The sequence below is a fragment of the Streptomyces sp. DSM 40868 genome, from assembly GCF_011820545.1.
Lineage (GTDB): Bacteria > Actinomycetota > Actinomycetes > Streptomycetales > Streptomycetaceae > Streptomyces > Streptomyces eurythermus.
This window is the reverse complement of the sequence record NZ_CP050504.1, coordinates 2,738,301-2,755,389: the sequence shown is the minus strand read 5'-3', so window position 1 is coordinate 2,755,389 and position 17,089 is coordinate 2,738,301. Positions and strand designations below refer to the sequence as shown.

Below are 17,089 nucleotides of genomic sequence, written 5' to 3'. Positions count from 1 at the left end.
GCCCCGCTGTCCAGTGTGCACCCGCCGGTGCCGGTGGACCGGGGGAGATCAGTAGGGGGACCGCAGCTGCGCGTACCCCAGCAGCACGATCACCGCGGCCACGCAGCCGAGCACCACGGCCGTCGACACCCAGGAGGACCGGCGCGGGCCCACCGGGTCCGGGTCGGCACGGAAGGGCGCCGGCTCCGGCGGGTTCTCCTTCCACCGCGCGGCGAGCATCCGGGCCCGCGCGGAGGGCTCCTTGTGCTCGGCCGAGTTCACCCACGCGTGATCGAACTCCCGCTCCCAGTCGTCCTGTTCCGCCATCCCCGTGCAACCTTCCTCGTCCGGCACCGCGGAGTCATGATCCTCCGACAATAGGAAGTCTGAGACCCGGGAAAGGTTGCACAGCGCCCTGGAAAGACCGAGGCCCCGCCGCTCACGGGGAGCGGCGGGGCCTCGGGTGTGGTGCGGGGTCCGTCACACGTCGAAGTACAGCTCGAACTCGTGCGGGTGCGGACGCAGCTGCAGCGGCGCGATCTCGTTCGTGCGCTTGAAGTCGATCCACGTCTCGATCAGGTCGGACGTGAACACGTCGCCCTGGAGGAGGAACTCGTGGTCGGCCTCCAGCGCGTCGAGGACGGCGTTCAGCGAGGTCGGGACCTGGGCGACGTTCGCGTGCTCCTCGGGAGCCAGCTCGTACAGGTCCTTGTCGATCGGCTCGGCCGGCTCGATCTTGTTCTTGATGCCGTCCAGGCCCGCGAGGAGGAGGGCCGAGAAGGCCAGGTACGGGTTGCCGGAGGAGTCGGGCGCGCGGAACTCGACGCGCTTGGCCTTCGGGTTGGAGCCCGTGATCGGGATACGCATCGCGGCCGAGCGGTTGCGCTGCGAGTACACCAGGTTGATCGGCGCCTCGAAGCCCGGCACCAGACGGTGGTAGGAGTTCACCGTCGGGTTGGTGAAGGCCAGCAGCGACGGGGCGTGCTTGAGGATGCCGCCGATGTAGTAGCGGGCCATGTCCGACAGGCCCGCGTACCCGGCCTCGTCGTAGAACAGCGGGTCGCCGTTGCTCCACAGCGACTGGTGCACGTGCATGCCCGAGCCGTTGTCACCGAAGATCGGCTTCGGCATGAAGGTCGCGGTCTTGCCGTTGCGCCAGGCCACGTTCTTCACGATGTACTTGAAGAGCTGGAGGTCGTCGGCGGCGGCCAGCAGCGTGTTGAACTTGTAGTTGATCTCCGCCTGGCCGGCGGTGCCCACCTCGTGGTGCTGGCGCTCGACCTTCAGGCCCTGCTTCTCCAGCTCCAGGGAGATCTCGGCGCGCAGGTCGGCGAAGTGGTCGACCGGCGGGACCGGGAAGTAGCCGCCCTTGTAGCGGACCTTGTAGCCGCGGTTGTTCTCCAGGGCGCCGGTGTTCCAGGCACCCGCCTCGGAGTCGATGTGGTAGAAGGACTCGTTCGCCGAGGTGGCGAAACGCACGCTGTCGAAGACGTAGAACTCGGCCTCGGGACCGAAGTACGCGGTGTCGGCGATGCCCGTCGACGCCAGGTACGCCTCCGCCTTCTTCGCCACGTTGCGCGGGTCACGGGAGTACTGCTCGCCCGTGATCGGGTCGTGGATGAAGAAGTTGATGTTGAGGGTCTTGTCCCGGCGGAACGGGTCGACACGGGCCGTGGACAGGTCGGCACGCAGAGCCATGTCGGACTCGTGGATGGCCTGGAAACCGCGGATCGACGATCCGTCGAAGGCCAGCTCCTCGTCCGGGTCGAACGCCTCAACGGGCACCGTGAAGTGCTGCATGACGCCCGGCAGGTCGCAGAAGCGGACGTCGACGAACTTGACGTCCTCGTCCGCGATGAACTTCTTGGCCTCGTCGGCGTTCTGGAACATCCAGCTCCTCCTACTCCCGACCGTCCTCGCCGGGGTGGTAGATCGTTCGTGCGGCCAGTGCGGTGGCACACGGTGGTCTCGACCCTAGGGACGGGTGATTTCTCGGGCGTGACCCGTTTGTTTCGCAGACGTTAACCGGCCACGTGTCCACCGTAGCCCCCGTGCACCCCTGCGCGTAGTGTCCGAAACCGGGCACAGTACCGTGGACGCGTGGACAACAGGCAGGCAATCGGATCGTGGCTCTCCGGCCCGCGCGCGGCCATGGAAGAGGCGGGTGCCGACTTCGGTTACCGGGGCGAGCAGCTCGGGCTCCCGGAGGACGGGCCGAACTCGATCGCACGGCCCGGACGGCGGCTCGGCGCGCTCGCCGTGGACTGGGCGCTGTGCGTCCTGATCGCATACGGCCTGATCACGCACGGCAACGGGGCGCTCACCAGCAACTGGGCGCTGGGCGTGTTCTTCGTGCTGAGCGCGCTCACCGTCGGCACGGTCGGCTGCACCCCCGGCAAGCGGCTCTTCGGCATCCGGGTGGTGGCCCTGAGCACCGGCACGGTCAGCCCGGGCCGCGCCCTGCTGCGCACCGTCCTGCTGTGCCTCGCGATCCCCGCGCTGATCTGGGACCGCGACGGCCGCGGCCTGCACGACCGCCTCGCCAAGACCGTCGAGGTCCGCATCTGACGGCGCCCCGGCGGCCGCGCCGGGAGGATCACCCGTACGACTGCCTCGCCAGGACCGTCGAGGCGCCGCGCCGTAAGGGTCACCCGTACGACCGCTTCGCCAAGACCGTCGAGGTCCGCATCTGACGGCGCCCCCGGCGGCCGCGCCGTAAGGGTCACCCGTACGACCGCTTCGCCAAGATCGTCGAGGTCCGGATCCGGCAGCGCTCCGGCCGCTGCGCCGTATGGGTCACCCGCACCACCGGTACGGGTGACCTCCGGCGTGCCGTCCCGTCGGCCTACCCCCGGCGCAGCACCGCCCCCACCACCCGCCGCAGCTCGGCCTCCGGATCCGCCACCGCGCCGGGCGCGCGCCAGGCCACGAAGCCGTCGGGGCGGACCAGCACCGCGCCGTCGGCCGTCGTGCCGTGCAGGGCCGCCCAGTCGGTGCCGCCGCCGGGGCCCTCGCCGTCGTAGGACAGATCGGCGTCCGGGCCGGCGCCGATGCGATACGTCTCCAGCCGCACCCCCTCCGTGTCCGCGACGCGCCGCGCGGCGGTCCCCCAGGCCGCGCCCGCCGCCGAGCCGGCGTCGCTGAGGAGGACCAGCGAGCGCTCGTAGAGGTCGATCGTGGAGAGCCGTTCGCCCGCCCGGCGCAGCCACAGGTGCGGGGCCCGGCTGCCGGGGTCCGCGGTCAGCCGTACCCCGTCGGGTACGACCGGCTGGGCCGGGTCGGCGTCCAGGACGGCGCCCTCCAGATAGCGGTAGGCGAGGACCACCGGGAGGATGCCGCTGCGCGGGCCGCCGCCGACGCCCGGGGTCGGGGCGAAGCCGGGGTGGCTGTGCTCCACGGAGCGCGCCGAGGCGCGGGCGCTGGTGGCCAGGGCGACCGGCCGGCGCTCGGTGTCGTAGGTCTCCAGCAGCTCGGGCCCGGCCCAGCCGTCGAGCACGGCGGCCAGCTTCCAGGCCAGGTTGTGCGCGTCCTGGATGCCGGTGTTGGAGCCGAACGCGCCGGTCGGTGACATCTCGTGGGCCGAGTCCCCGGCGAGCAGCACCCGGCCGGCCGTGTACCGCTCGGCGACCCGTTCCGCCGCGCGCCAGGACGCCTTCCCGGTGATCTCGATGTCGAGGTCCGGCACCCCGGTGGCCAGCCGGATGTGCCGCTGGAGGCGTTCCTCGGTGAACTCCTCCAGCCGCTCGCCGTGCTCGGGGTGCCAGGGCGCGTGGAAGACCCAGTGCTCCTTGTTGTCGACGGGCAGCAGCGCGCCGTCGGCCTCCGGGTTGGTGAGGTAGCAGCAGATGAAGTGCCGGTCGCGGACGGTCTCGGCGAGCAGCTTGGACCGGAAGGTGACGCTGACGTTGGCGAACAGGTCGCCGGGGCCGCTCTGCCCGATGCCGAGCCGGCGCCGCACGGGGCTGCGCGGGCCGTCACAGGCCGCCAGGTAGTCGGCGCGGACCGTGTACAGCTCGTCGCTGTCACGGTCCCGGACGTACGCCGTCACTCCTTCGGGGTCCTGGGAGAAGGACTCCAGCTCGTGGTAGTAGCGCAGGTCGCCGCCGAGCGCCCGGGCCCCCTTCAGCAGCACCGGCTCCAGATCGTTCTGGCTGCACAGGCACCACGTGGTGGGGCTGAACTTCGCGAGTCCGCCGCCCGGGTCGATGTGCCGGAACAGCCACTCCCCGGCGTCACCCACCAGGGTGGGCGTCTGCAGGATGCCGTGGTTGTCCGCGAGCAGCGAGGCCGCCGCCTTGATGTCCGGCTCGATGCCGGCCACCCGGAACAGCTCCATCGTGCGCAGGTTGTTGCCGCGGCCACGCGGGTGGATCGAGGTCCCGGAGTGCCGCTCGACGAGCATGTGCGGTACGCCGAGACGGCCCAGGAACAGGGAGAGGGACAGGCCCACCAGGGAGCCGCCCACGACGAGGACGGGCACCCGGTGATCGGCTTTCTGCTGCATCAGGGCTCCAGAGGCGAAGGTTCGGGATGCGGGGCGCATCGGTGTTTGTGTGCCCTGTGGGACGGCTTTCGCGTGCTCAATCACCCGCGTGGTTCACGCGAGTCGCGCGACCCGGCACAAGCGGCACAGGATCAAGAAGCGCTGACGTCGCGTCATTCGGCGGCCGGCGTTGCCTCTGCCCCCGTGAAGGAGATGTGCGCAGCATGACCACCTTGTCGGAAAAGCCCTCGGCCCCCTCGACGCGCCAGGTGTCGAAGCGGGTCTCCCAGTCGGTGTTCGACGGCTCCCGCCTGCGGGTCGTCCTCCTCGTGGACGTCCACGACGGCGCCCAGCAGCAGTTCCTGGAGGCCTACGAACAGCTGTGCAACCAGGTGGCACAGGTCCCCGGCCACGTCAGCGACCAGCTGTGCCAGTCCATCGAGAACCCCTCCCAATGGCTCATCACCAGCGAGTGGGAGAGCGCCCCGCCGTTCCTCACCTGGGTGAACAGCGAGGAGCACGTGCGGATGGTGGAGCCCCTGCACAGCTGCGTGCGGGACACCCGGTCGCTGCGCTTCCACGTCGTCCGCGAGACCGGGGGAGAGGCCGCCGTCTCCGCCGAGCGCCGCCGGCTCCAGGCGTCCCCCCGGATCGGTGACGGGGTGATCCGGCACGCGCTCACCTTCACGGTGCGGCCCGGCAGCGAGGCGGAGGTGAAGCGGATCCTGGCGGACTACGCCTCGCCCCGGGCCCGGGTCGACGAGACCACCCGGCTGTGCCGGACCTCCCTGTTCATGCACGGCAACCGGGTGGTGCGGGCCATCGAGGTGCGCGGCGACCTGCTCGCGGCGCTGCGCCACGTCGCCCGGCAGCCCGAGGTGCGGGCCGTGGAGGAGGCCATCAACCCCTATCTGGAGCAGGAGCGGGACCTGAACGACCAGGAGTCCGCGCGGGTGTTCTTCACCCGGGCGGCGCTGCCCGCCGTGCACCACGTCACCGCGGACGAGCTGACCGAGGGCGAGCGGCTGGCCCGGTACTACCCGGCCCGGCCGGGCGCCGGGATGCGGCTGGCGGAGCTGCTCGCCCAGCGGGACGAGGCGGCGGCGGACGACCCGGACAGCCCCGTGCTGCGCAGCACGATCTTCCAGCGCGACGACGTCGTCGTCCGGCTGCTCGACGTACGCCCCGGCCTCGGCGCCCCGCCGGAGCCCGGGCACCCGGCCGGGCTGGAGGCACTGCTGGACGGCGAGCCCGTCGGCATGGACCTCGTCACCGACCGCCGTTCGCCCGACGCCTGACCCCGCGGGCCGGCCCAACCAACGGAGGAACACCGTGATCAAACCCCTTCCGAAGATCGTGGACCTGAGCGAGATCGAGCCCAACACCCGGCGCGGCGGTGATCTGCGCGCCATGCTCACCCCCACGACGGTGGGTGCCACCAGCGGTTTCATGGGCGTGGCCATCGTCCAGCCCGGCGACCGCATCGGTGAGCACTACCACCCCTACTCCGAGGAGTTCGTCTACGTCCTGTGCGGGCAGCTGGAGGTGGACCTGGACGGCGAGCCGCACCCGCTGCGGCCCGAGCAGGGGCTGATGATCCCCATCAACATGCGCCACCGGTTCCGCAACGTCGGCAAGGTGGAGGCGCGGCTCGTCTTCCACCTGGGCCCGCTCGCCCCGAAGCCGTCCCTCGGCCACGTCGACACCGAGGAGACGGCGCAGCCCCTGGCCGCAGTCGCCGAGCCCGCCGGCCGGGAACAGGTCCGCTCATGACCCGGCGCGTGGCGGTCACCGGCATAGGCGTCGTCGCTCCGGGCGGGATCGGCGTACCGGCGTTCTGGGACCTGCTGGCCGAAGGCCGTACCGCGACGCGGGGCATCACGTTCTTCGACCCGGCCGGGCTCAGGTCCCGGATCGCCGCCGAGTGCGACTTCGACCCCGCCGCGCACGGCCTGGACGCGGAACAGATCCAGCGGGCGGACCGGTACATACAGTTCGCCCTGGTCGCCGGGGAGGAGGCGGTCCGGGACTCCGGTCTCGACCTGGCCCGGGAGGACCCCTGGCGGGTCGGTGTCTCCCTGGGCACCGCCGTCGGCGGCACCACCCGTCTGGAGCACGACTACGTCCTGGTCAGCCACCGCGGGCAGCGCTGGGACGTCGACCACACCGAGGCGGAGCCGCAGCTGCACCGGGCGTTCTCGCCGAGCACCGTGGCCTCCGCGGTGGCGGAACGTTTCGGCGCACAGGGTCCGGTGCAGACCGTCTCCACCGGCTGCACCTCCGGACTCGACGCCGTCGGATACGCCTTCCACACCGTCCAGGAGGGGCGGGCCGACATATGCGTCGCCGGGGCCTCGGACTCCCCGATATCCCCGATCACCATGGCCTGCTTCGACGCGATCAAGGCCACGTCCCCGAACAACGACGACCCCGCGCACGCGTCCCGGCCCTTCGACAACAACCGTGACGGCTTCGTCATGGGCGAGGGCGGCGCGGTGCTCGTCCTGGAGGAGCTGGAGCACGCCCGGGCCCGCGGTGCCCATGTGTACTGCGAGTTCGGCGGCTACGCCACCTTCGGCAACGCCTACCACATGACCGGCCTGACCAAGGAGGGCCTGGAGATGGCGCGGGCCATCGAAACCGCCCTCGGCCAGGCACGGCTCGACCCCACGGCGATCGACTACGTCAACGCGCACGGCTCCGGCACCCGGCAGAACGACCGCCACGAGACGGCGGCCGTGAAGCGGGCGCTCGGCCACCACGCCTACGACACCCCGATGAGCTCCATCAAGTCCATGGTGGGGCACTCCCTCGGGGCGATCGGCGCCATCGAACTGGTCGCCTGTGTGCTGGCCCTCGCCAAGCAGGTCGTACCGCCGACCGCGAACTACGAGATCCCCGACCCGGAGTGCGACCTGGACTACGTCCCGCGCGTCGCCCGCGAACGCAAGCTGACCAGCGTGCTGTCCGTGGGCAGCGGGTTCGGGGGTTTCCAGTCCGCGGTGATCCTGACCCGGCCGAGGGAGTGAGGACACACGATGAGCGAACCGAAGGACCGGCAGGCGGCCATCACCGGCATCGGGGTGGTCGCACCCAACGGCACCAGCACCGACACCTTCTGGAAGGCGACCCAGGAGGGCCTCAGCGTCCTCGACCGGGTCACCCGCGAGGGCTGCGAGCACCTTCCCCTGAAGGTGGCCGGTGAGGTCCGCGCCTTCGACCCGGCGGCCACCATCGAGGAGCGCTTCCTCGTCCAGACCGACCGGTTCACGCACTACGCCATGGCCGCAGCCGACTTCGCGCTGGACGACGCCCGGCTCACGCCGTCCGGCATCCCGGACGCGCCGTACTCCATCGGCGTGGTCACCGCCGCCGGATCCGGCGGCGGCGAGTTCGGCCAGCGCGAACTGCAGCGACTGTGGGGCAAGGGCAGCCGGTTCGTCGGGCCGTACCAGTCCATCGCCTGGTTCTACGCCGCCAGCACCGGCCAGGTCTCCATCCGCCGCGGCTTCAAGGGGCCCTGCTCGGTCGTCGCCTCCGACGAGGCCGGCGGACTGGACGCCCTCGCCCACGCGGCCCGGGCGGTGCGCCGCGGCACCGACGTGATCGTGGCCGGCTCCACCGAGGCGCCGCTCGCGCCGTACTCGATGGTCTGCCAGCTGGGCTACGCGGAACTGAGCCGGGAGACCGACCCCACCCGGGCCTACCGCCCCTTCACCGAGGGGGCGTGCGGATTCGTGCCGGCCGAGGGCGGCGCCATGCTCGTCATCGAGGCGGCGGGCACCGCCGAGGAGCGCGGCGCCGCCATCCGGGCCGTCGTCGCGGGCCACGGGGCCACCTTCACCGGCGCCTCCCGCTGGGCGGAGTCCCGCGACGGCCTCGCGCACGCCGTCCGGCAGGCCCTGGCGGAGGCCGGGTGCGCCCCCGAGGAGATCGACGTCGTCTTCGCCGACGCCCTCGGGGTGCCGGAGGCCGACCGGGCCGAGGCGCTGGCGCTCGCCGACGCCCTCGGTCCGCACGCCGCCCGGGTCCCGGTCACCGCGCCGAAGACCGGGATCGGCCGCGGTTACTGCGCGGCCCCCGTGCTGGACACCGCGGCGGCCGTGCTGGCGATGGAGCACGGCCTCATCCCGCCGACGCCGAACGTCTTCGACGTCTGCCACGACCTCGACCTCGTGACCGGCCACGCCCGCGTCGCCGAACCGCGCACGGCCCTGGTGCTCAGCCGCGGACTCATGGGGTCGAACTCGGCGCTGGTGCTGCGAGCCGGCACCAGGCAGTGAGCACAGCAAAGGAGGAAAGCACATGCCGCAGATCACCGTGGAAGAACTGGCCGCGCTGATGAAGAAGGCCGCCGGGGTCACCGTCAGCCCGGAGCAGCTGATGGAGAAGCCGGACACCGGCTTCGACGTCCTCGGCGTCGACTCGCTCGGCCTGCTCGGCATCGTCGGCGAGCTGGAGAACACCCACGGCACCCCGATGCCGGTGGACGCCGAACGCTGCAAGACACCGCAGCAGTTCCTCAACCTCGTCAACACGACCCTGATGGCAGGAGCCTGACATGGCAGGACACACCCAGAACGAGATCACCATCGCCGCCCCGCTGGACCTGGTCTGGGACATGACCAACGACCTGGAGCGCTGGCCGCAGCTGTTCAGCGAGTACGCGTCGGTGGAGGTCCTCAAGCGGGAGGGCGCCAAGACCACGTTCCGGCTCACCATGCACCCGGACGAGAACGGCACCGTCTGGAGCTGGGTCTCCGAGCGCGAGCCGGACCGCGACTCCCTCACCGTCACGGCCCGCCGGGTGGAGACCGGCCCCTTCGCCCACATGGACATCCACTGGAGCTACGAGGAGGTCCCGGCCGGCACCCGGATGGTGTGGACCCAGGACTTCGCGATGAAGCCGGACGCGCCGGTCGACGACGACTGGATGACCGACAACATCAACAAGAACTCCAAGGTCCAGCTCGCCCTGATCCGGGACAAGATCGAGAAGGCGGCGGCCGGCCGGCGGCCCGCCCCGGCCCTGGCCGACTGAGCCGGAGAGCAGGAGACGACCGTGCACCAGGCCCTGATCGTCGCCCGCATGGCCCCGGGCTCCGCCCCGGACATCGCCAAGGTGTTCGCGGAGTCCGACCGCGGAGAGCTGCCGCACCTCGTCGGGGTGGTCCGGCGCAGCCTCTTCCAGTTCGGCGATGTGTACATGCACCTCATCGAGTCCGAACGCGAGCCCGGACCGGCCATCGCCAAGGTCACCTCGCACCCCGAGTTCAAGGAGGTCAGCGAACGGCTGTCGGCGTACGTCAGCGCGTACGACCCCGAGACCTGGCGGTCCCCGAAGGACGCCATGGCCCAGCGCTTCTACGTCTGGGAGCGCGACGCCGGAGTCTGAGATCCCCGTCCGGAGCACCGGTGCCGGGCCCGCGTACGACGCGGACCCGGCACCGGTGTTCCGTGGGGGAGCGGTCTCAGCCGCGGACCGTGCAGTCGAACGCGTGCAGGAACGGGTTGACCGGGCGGATGTCGCCGACCTCCAGGCCCGCCGCCCGCAGCCGGCCGGTCATGCTGGCGGTGGTGTGCTTGGCGCCGCCCACGTTGAGCAGCAGCAGCAGGTCCATGGCGGTGCTGAACCGCATGGACGGAGTGTCGTCCACCAGGTTCTCGATGACGACGACCCGGGTGCCGGGGCCGCCCGCCTCGACCACGTTGCGCAGCAGCCGGGCGGTGGACTCGTCGTCCCACTCCAGGATGTTCTTGATGATGTAGACGTCGGCCTTGACCGGGACGGCCTCGCGGATGTCACCCGGCACGATCCGCGTCCGGCCGGCCAGGTCGCCGCCCTCGCGCAACCGGGGCAGCGCGTTGTCCACCACCCGCGGCAGGTCCAGCAGATAGCCCAGCATCGCCGGGTACTTGTCGAGCAGGCTGGCCACCACGTGCCCCTGCCCGCCGCCGAGGTCGGCGACCGAGTCGCTGCCGGACAGGTCGAGCAGCGCGGCGACCTCCCGGGCCGACTGCTCGCTGGAGCGGGTCATCGCCCGGTTGAAGACGTCGGCGGACTCCGGGGCGTCCTCGTTGAGGTACTCGAAGAACTCCTTGCCGTACAGGTCCTGTACGACGTTGTGGCCGGTACGCACCGCCCGGTCCAGCCGGGGCCAGGCGTCCCAGGTCCACGGCTCGGTGCACCACAGGGCGATGGCGCGCAGGCTGCTCGGGTCGTCCTCGCGCAGCAGCCGGGACATCTCGGTGTGGGCGAACGTGCCGTCGGGCCGCTCTGCGAAGACGCCGTAGCAGGACAGGGCGCGCAGCAGCCGGCGCAGCGGCCCGGGCTCGGTGTGCACGGCCGCCGCCAGGCTCTGGACGGTCATGGGGGCGTCACCGAGGGCGTCGGCGACACCGAGCCGGGCGGCGGCGCGGACGGCGGCGGCGCAGGCCGCCCCGAACACGAGTTCGCGCAGCCGCATCGACGGCGGCGGGGTGGGGGGTGCCCCGGGCTCCGGCGCGGTGGAGAGCGCGGGGGATGGTGCGGTCATGTGCCGCCTTCCTTCCTTGCGTGGGTCGGGTACGGCCGGCCGGTCAGCACAGGCCCGCGGGCCTGGAGGCGCGGCAGGAGTTGCGGGTGAAGGCGTTGCCGCTCTTCGCCGCCTCCTGGTTGACCAGGTCCGCCGGGGAGTTGGCCGACAGGTGGTTGCCGGTGATCCGGTTCCGCTCGCTGGTGGCGCCGACGAAGCTCTTGAACAGGACGATGCCGCCCGACAGCGGGGACTTGCCCGAGTGGCCGGTGACGGTGTTCCGGCTGATCAGGGCCTGCTCGGTGCCGGTCAGGACGATGCCGGAGCCCTGGAGGTAGGGCAGCCGGGCGGTCTTCGGGCAGTACTTGTTGTTCCGCTCGACCAGGTTGGCGCGTACGGTCAGCGCGCCCGCCCGGGGCTTGTTCTCGTCGCCCACGAGGAACACGCCGGCGCAGTTGCCGGTGACGTGGTTGCGCCGGACGGTGAGGTTGCGCAGCCGGCGGACGGTCAGGCCGATCCGGTTGCCCTCCAGCAGGGTGCGGTCGACCACGGTGCCCTTGCTGTCCTGGGCGCCCTGCTCGGCCTTGACGCTGTTGGCGAGGAACAGGCCGGCGTCGCCGTTGCGCCGGGCGGTGTCCCGGCGGAAGACGCCCCGGGTGGAGTGCTCCTGGGCGATGCCCCACTGGCCGTTGTCGTCGGCGGTCACCCCGGTCACGGTCAGATGGTCGGTGCCCATGGACCACAGGCCGACCTTGGCGAAGCCGGTCACCTTCAGATCGGCGACGGTGACGTCCCGCAGGGGCTTGTGCTTCCCGCCGACCACGCAGATGCCGTTGCCGGAGCCGAGACAGGTGGGGGTGGCCCCCTTGGCGGGCGGTACGGCCTTGGCGCCGGCGGGCGGCCGGATGACGGTGCCCGGGCCCGCGCCCCGCAGGGTCACCGCGGCCGTCCTGAGCGTGACGCTCTCGTGGTAGGTGCCGGCCAGCACCCGCACGGTGTCGCCGGGCCGGGCGGCGTTCACCGCCTTCTGGATGGATTCACCGGGGTGCACCACGAGGGTCCGGTGGGCCGCCGACGCCGGGGCGGCGCCGGCGAACGCACCGACGAGGGCCGTGGCGCATGCGAGGTACGTAATATGGCGTTTTGTCACATTCCGAAGGCTAAAAGCGGATGAGCCGATAACCCGCAGGATGCTCCGTTCGGTGGCGTGTCAACGAAGCCCCGCACCCTGAAGGGGGTACGGGGCTTCGTCGATGGCGTACGGGGGCGGGTCAGCGCCCTCGGGGGCCGCCCTTCGGGAGGCGCATCCCCTTCGGCATGGGGCCTTTTGGCAACGGCATGTTGCTCATCAGGTCGCCGAGCGCGCGCAGCCGGTCGTTGGTGGCGGTCACCTGGGGGCCGGTCAGCACCCGCGGGAACTTCAGCAGGGTCGTGCGCAGCTTCTTCAGCTCCACCTGGCCCTCGCCGTTGCCCACGATCACATCGTGCACCGGCACGTCCGCGACGATCCGGTTCATCTTCTTCTTCTCGGCCGCCAGCAGGGTCTTCACCCGGTTCGGGTTGCCCTCGGCCACCAGCACGATGCCGGCCTTGCCGACGGCCCGGTGCACCACGTCCTGGCTGCGGTTCATCGCCACCGCCGGAGTCGTCGTCCAGCCCCGGCCGATGTTGTCCAGCACGGCCGCGGCGGCGCCCGGCTGGCCCTCCATCTGACCGAAGGCGGCCCGCTCGGCCCGGCGGCCGAACACCACGGCCGTCGCCAGCAGGGCGACCAGCAGACCGAAGATGCCCAGGTAGACCGGGTGTCCGATCAGGAAGCCGATCGCGAGGAAGACACCGAGCGTGCCGATCCCGACGGCCGCGAGTACAAGGCCGATCGTCTTGTCGGCCTTGCGGGTCATCTGGTACGTGAGGGCGATCTGCTTCAGTCGCCCGGCATTCGCGGCGTCCGCCGCGGTTTCCTTCCTCGCCATGCCACGAAGTCTACGTGCCCCCGGGAGCGCCTACGACGGCAGTGTCCGGCGGGGCAGGTCCGGGGGCGGGGCGGGCGGGGTCAGGAGCGGCCGGCGGCGGCCCGCTCCAGGAACCGCTGGGCCTCGACCCGGTCCTTGGCCCGGCGGCGGTCCTCCAGGACGGAGGTCCAGGCGTTGCGGCGGGCGGTGCGCTGCCCGCCGCTCAGCAGCAGGGACTCGACGCGGCGCAGCGCGTCGGTGAAGGACGGGATGGCGGTGGCGCGCACGGGTGGTGCCTGCATGATCGGGATCCCCCCTCGAAACGGTGGAGTCAGGGGCGTGACACCAGGGTCACTGTCTGGTGTTACCAGGGCGTGACCGGCCGGTCAAACAGTGGTGAACCCCCCGGTGCCGGAGCCGGAACGAACGGCGCGGCCCCGGCGGTCGCCCTCATCAGCGAGGACGTCCGGGACCGCGTCGTCTCGGCCATTACCGGCCAGTAGCTATTTGTGCGACGATTCACACGCGCGGCTCACGCCGCGCGACCGGAGCGGGACTCACACCGCCTGGGCGGCGACGAACGCGCCCCGCTTCTCGACGGCCATCTGGTACAGCCGCCCGGCGCGGTAGGAGGAGCGCACCAGCGGGCCGGACATCACACCGGAGAAGCCGATCTGCTCGGCCTCCTCCTTCAGCTCCACGAACTCGTGCGGCTTCACCCAGCGCTCCACCGGGTGGTGCCGGACGGAGGGGCGCAGGTACTGGGTGATGGTGACCAGCTCGCAGCCCGCCTCGTGCAGCTGCTTCAGCGCCTCGCTGACCTCCTCGCGGGTCTCGCCCATGCCGAGGATCAGGTTCGACTTGGTGACCAGGCCGAAGTCGCGGGCCTCGGTGATGACCTTCAGGGAGCGCTCGTAGCGGAAGCCGGGGCGGATCCGCTTGAAGATCCGGGGGACCGTCTCGACGTTGTGCGCGAAGACCTCGGGACGGGACTCGAACACCTCCGCCAGCTGCTCGGGCACCGCGTTGAAGTCGGGGGCCAGCAGCTCCACCTTGGTCCGGCCGCCCTCACGCCCGGCCGTCTGCTCGTGGATCTGGCGCACGGTCTCGGCGTACAGCCAGGCGCCGCCGTCCGGCAGGTCGTCGCGGGCCACGCCGGTGATGGTGGCGTAGTTCAGGTCCATCGTCACCACGGACTCGCCCACCCGGCGCGGCTCGTCGCGGTCGAGGGCCTCGGGCTTGCCGGTGTCGATCTGGCAGAAGTCGCAGCGCCGGGTGCACTGGTCGCCGCCGATGAGGAAGGTCGCCTCGCGGTCCTCCCAGCACTCGTAGATGTTCGGGCAGCCGGCTTCCTGGCACACCGTGTGCAGGCCCTCGCTCTTCACGAGGTTCTGCATCTTCGTGTATTCGGGGCCCATTTTCGCCCGGGTCTTGATCCACTCGGGCTTGCGCTCGATGGGGGTCTGGCTGTTGCGGACCTCCAGGCGCAGCATCTTGCGTCCGTCGGGTGAGACTGCGGACACGTCGGCTCCCTGTGACTTCGATTCTTCGGCGTACACCAGGGTACGCCCGTGCTCATTGCGCCCTGCCGGTGAGACCAACCTCCCGACCGCAGGGCGCATTCCCGGTGCCGACGGTCAGGCGGACGCCTTCTCGATCTCCCGGGGCTTCAGGTCCGCGTTCTCCAGGACGTCCCTGAGGTGCTTCTCCACCACCGGCACGACCTCCTCGACCGTGATGTCCCGGCCCAGCTCGCCGGCGAGGGAGGCCACGCCCGCGTCGCGGATGCCGCACGGGATGATCCGGTCGAACCACTTCATGTCCGGGTTCACGTTGAACGAGAAGCCGTGCATCGTGACGCCCTTGGCCACCCGGATGCCGATCTGCGCGATCTTGCGGTCCTCGCGCCGCTGGCCCGCGTTGGACGGGGCGTACTCGGGGCCGTTGAGCCGGGGGTCGAACTCCTCGTCGGTCAGGCGCGGGTCGAAGTCCAGGGACAGCCCCCCGAGCGCCGGCCGCTGCTCGACCGGGTCGCCGAGCACCCATACGCCGCTGCGTCCCTCGACCCGGGTGGTCTCCAGGCCGAACTCGGCGCAGGTGCGGATGAGCGCCTCCTCCAGCCGCCGTACGTGCGCGACCACGTCCACCGGGCGGGGCAGCTTCTGGATCGGGTAGCCCACCAGCTGGCCCGGGCCGTGCCAGGTGATCTTGCCGCCGCGGTCCACGTCGATGACCGGGGTCCCGTCCAGCGGGCGCTCGCTGTCCTCCGTGCGCCGCCCGGCCGTGTACACCGGGGGGTGCTCCAGGAGGATCACGGTGTCGGGGACCTCGTCGGCGAACCGGGCCGCGTGGATCCGGCGCTGCTCGTCCCAGGCCTCCTGGTAGTCGACGGCATCGGCACCGAATCCCCTGCGGACGAACCGCAACTCACTCACGGCAAGCGCCTCCCTCGGCGATGGGTGTGTCAGGCATGTATCGCGCCCCCGCCACTGTACGTCCGAGCCGTCCACGTCAGCCCGGCGGGCGTTCCTCACACGATTGGATGAAGGTGGCGCAAAGGGTGTGATCGTCTGCTCACTCTCCGCTACATTCGCGCCGTTCGTGAGGCCATAAGGGCTGCTGAAAGGCAATCCGGGCACGTCCACCGCCCGGAAGGCAGGAGACCGCACCGCAGATGACGGACCGACCCGCGCAGCGCACCCCCAACCGCCAGCTCGCCGCGCTCATCGCAGAAGCGGGGTTCTCCAACGCGGGTCTGGCGCGTCGCGTCGATCAGCTCGGTCTGGAACACGGGCTGGACCTCAGATACGACAAGACATCGGTCACCCGCTGGCTGCGCGGGCAGCAGCCGCGCGGCACCACCCCCGCCCTCATCGCCGAGGTCTTCACCCGCCGGCTCGGGCGCCGGCTCACCGCCCAGGATCTCGGCCTGGACTCCTGTGCGCCGGTGTACGCCGGGCTGGAGTTCGCGGCCACCCCGGAGGAGGCCGTCGACATCGTCAGCGGCCTGTGGCGCAAGGACTCCGGCAGCCACGCCGAGCTGCGCAAGATCGCCTTCACCCCGGCGGGCCTGGTTGTGCCCAGCCGGGACTGGCTGATCGGCAAGCCCGACGACCGGGTGGCCCGCGAGCCGGGGCCCCGGGTGCCGCAGCAGGGCCGGCCCGGCGCGGTCCGGTCCCCGCTCCCGCCCGGGGCTGGCGGCCGCGGCCCGCGCCCGCGCGAGCGCCGAACGCGCCCCCGGCCACCGGGTCACCACCGGCGACATCGCCGCGCTGCGTTCGGTCGGCGAGCTGTTCCGCACCCTCGACGACCGGTTCGGCGGCGGCCACGCCCGGCAGGCGCTGGTGCGCTACCTGGAGCACGAGTGCGAGCCGATGCTCCGCGGCAGCTACGGCGAGCAGACCGGCCGCCGGCTGTTCGGCGCCGCCGCCGACCTGACCCGGCTGGCGGGCTGGACGTCGTACGACATCGCCGCGCACGGGCTCGCCCAGCGCTATTTCGTGCAGGCCCTGCGGCTCGCCCAGGCCGCCGGCGACCGGGCCTACGGCTCCTACGTCCTGGTCACCATGAGCCGCCAGGCCGTCTACCTAGGGCACGGCAGGGAGGCCGTGCAGCTGACCCGGGTCGCCCAGCAGGGCGTCGGCACCGGCGCCCCGCCCGTCGTCCAGTCGCTGCTGCACGCCTCCGAGGCGCGGGCGCACGCCGTCCTCGGCGAGGTGCGGGCGTGCACCGCGGCGCTGGTGCGGGCCGAGCGCGCGCTGGAGGCGGCCCGGCCCGGGGACGAGGTGCCGCACTGGGCCCGGTTCTTCGACGAGGGGCAGCTCGCCGACGAGTTCGCGCACTGCCACCGGGACCTCCAGCAGTTCCGGGCGGCCGCGCAGCACGCCGAGCGCGCCCTCCAGCTGCGGGCGCCCGCCTTCGCCCGCAGCCGGCTGTTCTGCCGGGTCGTCCTCGCCACCGCGCGGCTCGGCCTCGGCGAACTCGACCAGGCCTGCGCGCTCGCCGCGGAGGCCGCCGGGCAGGCCGCCGAGATGCGCTCCGCCCGCGCGGTGGAGTACGTCAAGGACTTCGAACGCCGGCTGGAGCCGTACCGGGACGCGGCGCCGGTGCGCGGTTACCGGGAGAAGGTCGCGACGCTGGGGTAGGGCCGATCGGAGCCA

At 71.8% G+C, this 17,089-nt stretch carries 17 protein-coding genes and 1 pseudogene; 9 read left to right on the top strand and 9 right to left on the bottom strand.

Going from position 1 to position 17,089, the window contains the following annotated elements; genetic code table 11:
• Nucleotides 1–48: 48 nt before the first annotated feature.
• Nucleotides 49–306, bottom strand: coding sequence for a hypothetical protein (locus tag HB370_RS12435; RefSeq protein ID WP_030783100.1), 258 nt, complete (start codon nucleotides 304–306; stop codon nucleotides 49–51).
• A 153-nt stretch (nucleotides 307–459) separates the two neighbouring features.
• Nucleotides 460–1,869, bottom strand: a complete 1,410-nt coding sequence (gene glnA / locus HB370_RS12430; RefSeq protein WP_030616802.1) for a type I glutamate--ammonia ligase — start codon at nucleotides 1,867–1,869, stop codon at nucleotides 460–462.
• 210 nt (nucleotides 1,870–2,079) lie between these two features.
• Here glnA and HB370_RS12425 point away from each other — a divergent pair, with 210 nt between their 5' ends.
• Entirely contained in the window at nucleotides 2,080–2,547 is a 468-nt protein-coding gene (locus HB370_RS12425) for an RDD family protein (RefSeq protein WP_030783103.1), read from the top strand.
• Nucleotides 2,548–2,824: 277 nt separating this feature from the next.
• On the opposite strand, the gene HB370_RS12420 is transcribed toward HB370_RS12425, so the two are convergent.
• Nucleotides 2,825–4,483, bottom strand: coding sequence for an FAD-dependent monooxygenase (locus tag HB370_RS12420; protein ID WP_030783106.1), 1,659 nt, complete (start codon nucleotides 4,481–4,483; stop codon nucleotides 2,825–2,827).
• 203 nt (nucleotides 4,484–4,686) lie between these two features.
• On the opposite strand from HB370_RS12420, the gene HB370_RS12415 reads away from it, so the two are divergent.
• From HB370_RS12415 to HB370_RS12385, 7 genes are read left to right on the top strand one after another with little or no spacing between them, the layout of a single operon-like run.
• Nucleotides 4,687–5,760 (top strand): SchA/CurD-like domain-containing protein, encoded by a 1,074-nt coding sequence (locus HB370_RS12415; protein ID WP_030783108.1) that lies wholly within the window; start codon nucleotides 4,687–4,689, stop codon nucleotides 5,758–5,760.
• 34 nt (nucleotides 5,761–5,794) lie between these two features.
• Nucleotides 5,795–6,235, top strand: a complete 441-nt coding sequence (locus HB370_RS12410; RefSeq protein ID WP_030783111.1) for a cupin domain-containing protein — start codon at nucleotides 5,795–5,797, stop codon at nucleotides 6,233–6,235.
• Nucleotides 6,232–7,491, top strand: a complete 1,260-nt coding sequence (locus tag HB370_RS12405; RefSeq protein WP_030783113.1) for a beta-ketoacyl-[acyl-carrier-protein] synthase family protein — start codon at nucleotides 6,232–6,234, stop codon at nucleotides 7,489–7,491. The genes HB370_RS12410 and HB370_RS12405 overlap by 4 nt, the downstream gene beginning before the upstream one ends.
• 9 nt (nucleotides 7,492–7,500) lie before the next feature.
• Nucleotides 7,501–8,745, top strand: a complete 1,245-nt coding sequence (locus tag HB370_RS12400) for a ketosynthase chain-length factor (protein ID WP_030783116.1) — start codon at nucleotides 7,501–7,503, stop codon at nucleotides 8,743–8,745.
• Between the two features lie 22 nt (nucleotides 8,746–8,767).
• Nucleotides 8,768–9,022: an acyl carrier protein gene (locus tag HB370_RS12395; RefSeq protein WP_030783119.1), complete on the top strand. Its 255-nt coding sequence runs from the start codon at nucleotides 8,768–8,770 to the stop codon at nucleotides 9,020–9,022.
• Between the two features lies 1 nt (nucleotide 9,023).
• Complete coding sequence (locus tag HB370_RS12390) at nucleotides 9,024–9,503, top strand: SRPBCC family protein (protein ID WP_030783123.1); 480 nt, start codon at nucleotides 9,024–9,026, stop codon at nucleotides 9,501–9,503.
• 21 nt (nucleotides 9,504–9,524) lie between these two features.
• On the top strand, nucleotides 9,525–9,857 hold the full coding sequence (locus HB370_RS12385; protein WP_030783126.1) for a TcmI family type II polyketide cyclase: 333 nt from the start codon (nucleotides 9,525–9,527) through the stop codon (nucleotides 9,855–9,857).
• A gap of 76 nt (nucleotides 9,858–9,933) precedes the next feature.
• Here the strand turns inward: HB370_RS12385 and HB370_RS12380 are convergent, their stop codons facing one another.
• From HB370_RS12380 to lipB, 6 genes are all read right to left on the bottom strand, one after another.
• On the bottom strand, nucleotides 9,934–10,929 hold the full coding sequence (locus tag HB370_RS12380; RefSeq protein WP_030783131.1) for a methyltransferase: 996 nt from the start codon (nucleotides 10,927–10,929) through the stop codon (nucleotides 9,934–9,936).
• Between the two features lie 112 nt (nucleotides 10,930–11,041).
• Nucleotides 11,042–12,127, bottom strand: a complete 1,086-nt coding sequence (locus tag HB370_RS12375; protein WP_030783132.1) for a right-handed parallel beta-helix repeat-containing protein — start codon at nucleotides 12,125–12,127, stop codon at nucleotides 11,042–11,044.
• A 121-nt stretch (nucleotides 12,128–12,248) separates the two neighbouring features.
• The gene (locus HB370_RS12370; RefSeq protein ID WP_030783133.1) at nucleotides 12,249–12,950 is read right to left on the bottom strand and encodes a DUF4191 domain-containing protein; all 702 of its coding nucleotides are present in this window, start codon (nucleotides 12,948–12,950) and stop codon (nucleotides 12,249–12,251) included.
• An 80-nt stretch (nucleotides 12,951–13,030) separates the two neighbouring features.
• Nucleotides 13,031–13,231: a hypothetical protein gene (locus HB370_RS12365; RefSeq protein ID WP_030616762.1), complete on the bottom strand. Its 201-nt coding sequence runs from the start codon at nucleotides 13,229–13,231 to the stop codon at nucleotides 13,031–13,033.
• A gap of 255 nt (nucleotides 13,232–13,486) precedes the next feature.
• Nucleotides 13,487–14,452, bottom strand: a complete 966-nt coding sequence (gene lipA, locus HB370_RS12360; protein ID WP_030783140.1) for a lipoyl synthase — start codon at nucleotides 14,450–14,452, stop codon at nucleotides 13,487–13,489.
• A gap of 114 nt (nucleotides 14,453–14,566) precedes the next feature.
• Nucleotides 14,567–15,364: a lipoyl(octanoyl) transferase LipB gene (gene lipB / locus HB370_RS12355; RefSeq protein WP_030783141.1), complete on the bottom strand. Its 798-nt coding sequence runs from the start codon at nucleotides 15,362–15,364 to the stop codon at nucleotides 14,567–14,569.
• 239 nt (nucleotides 15,365–15,603) lie between these two features.
• On the opposite strand from lipB, the pseudogene HB370_RS12350 reads away from it, so the two are divergent.
• Nucleotides 15,604–17,074 (top strand): annotated as a pseudogene (locus HB370_RS12350) (regulator).
• Nucleotides 17,075–17,089: the final 15 nt, after the last annotated feature.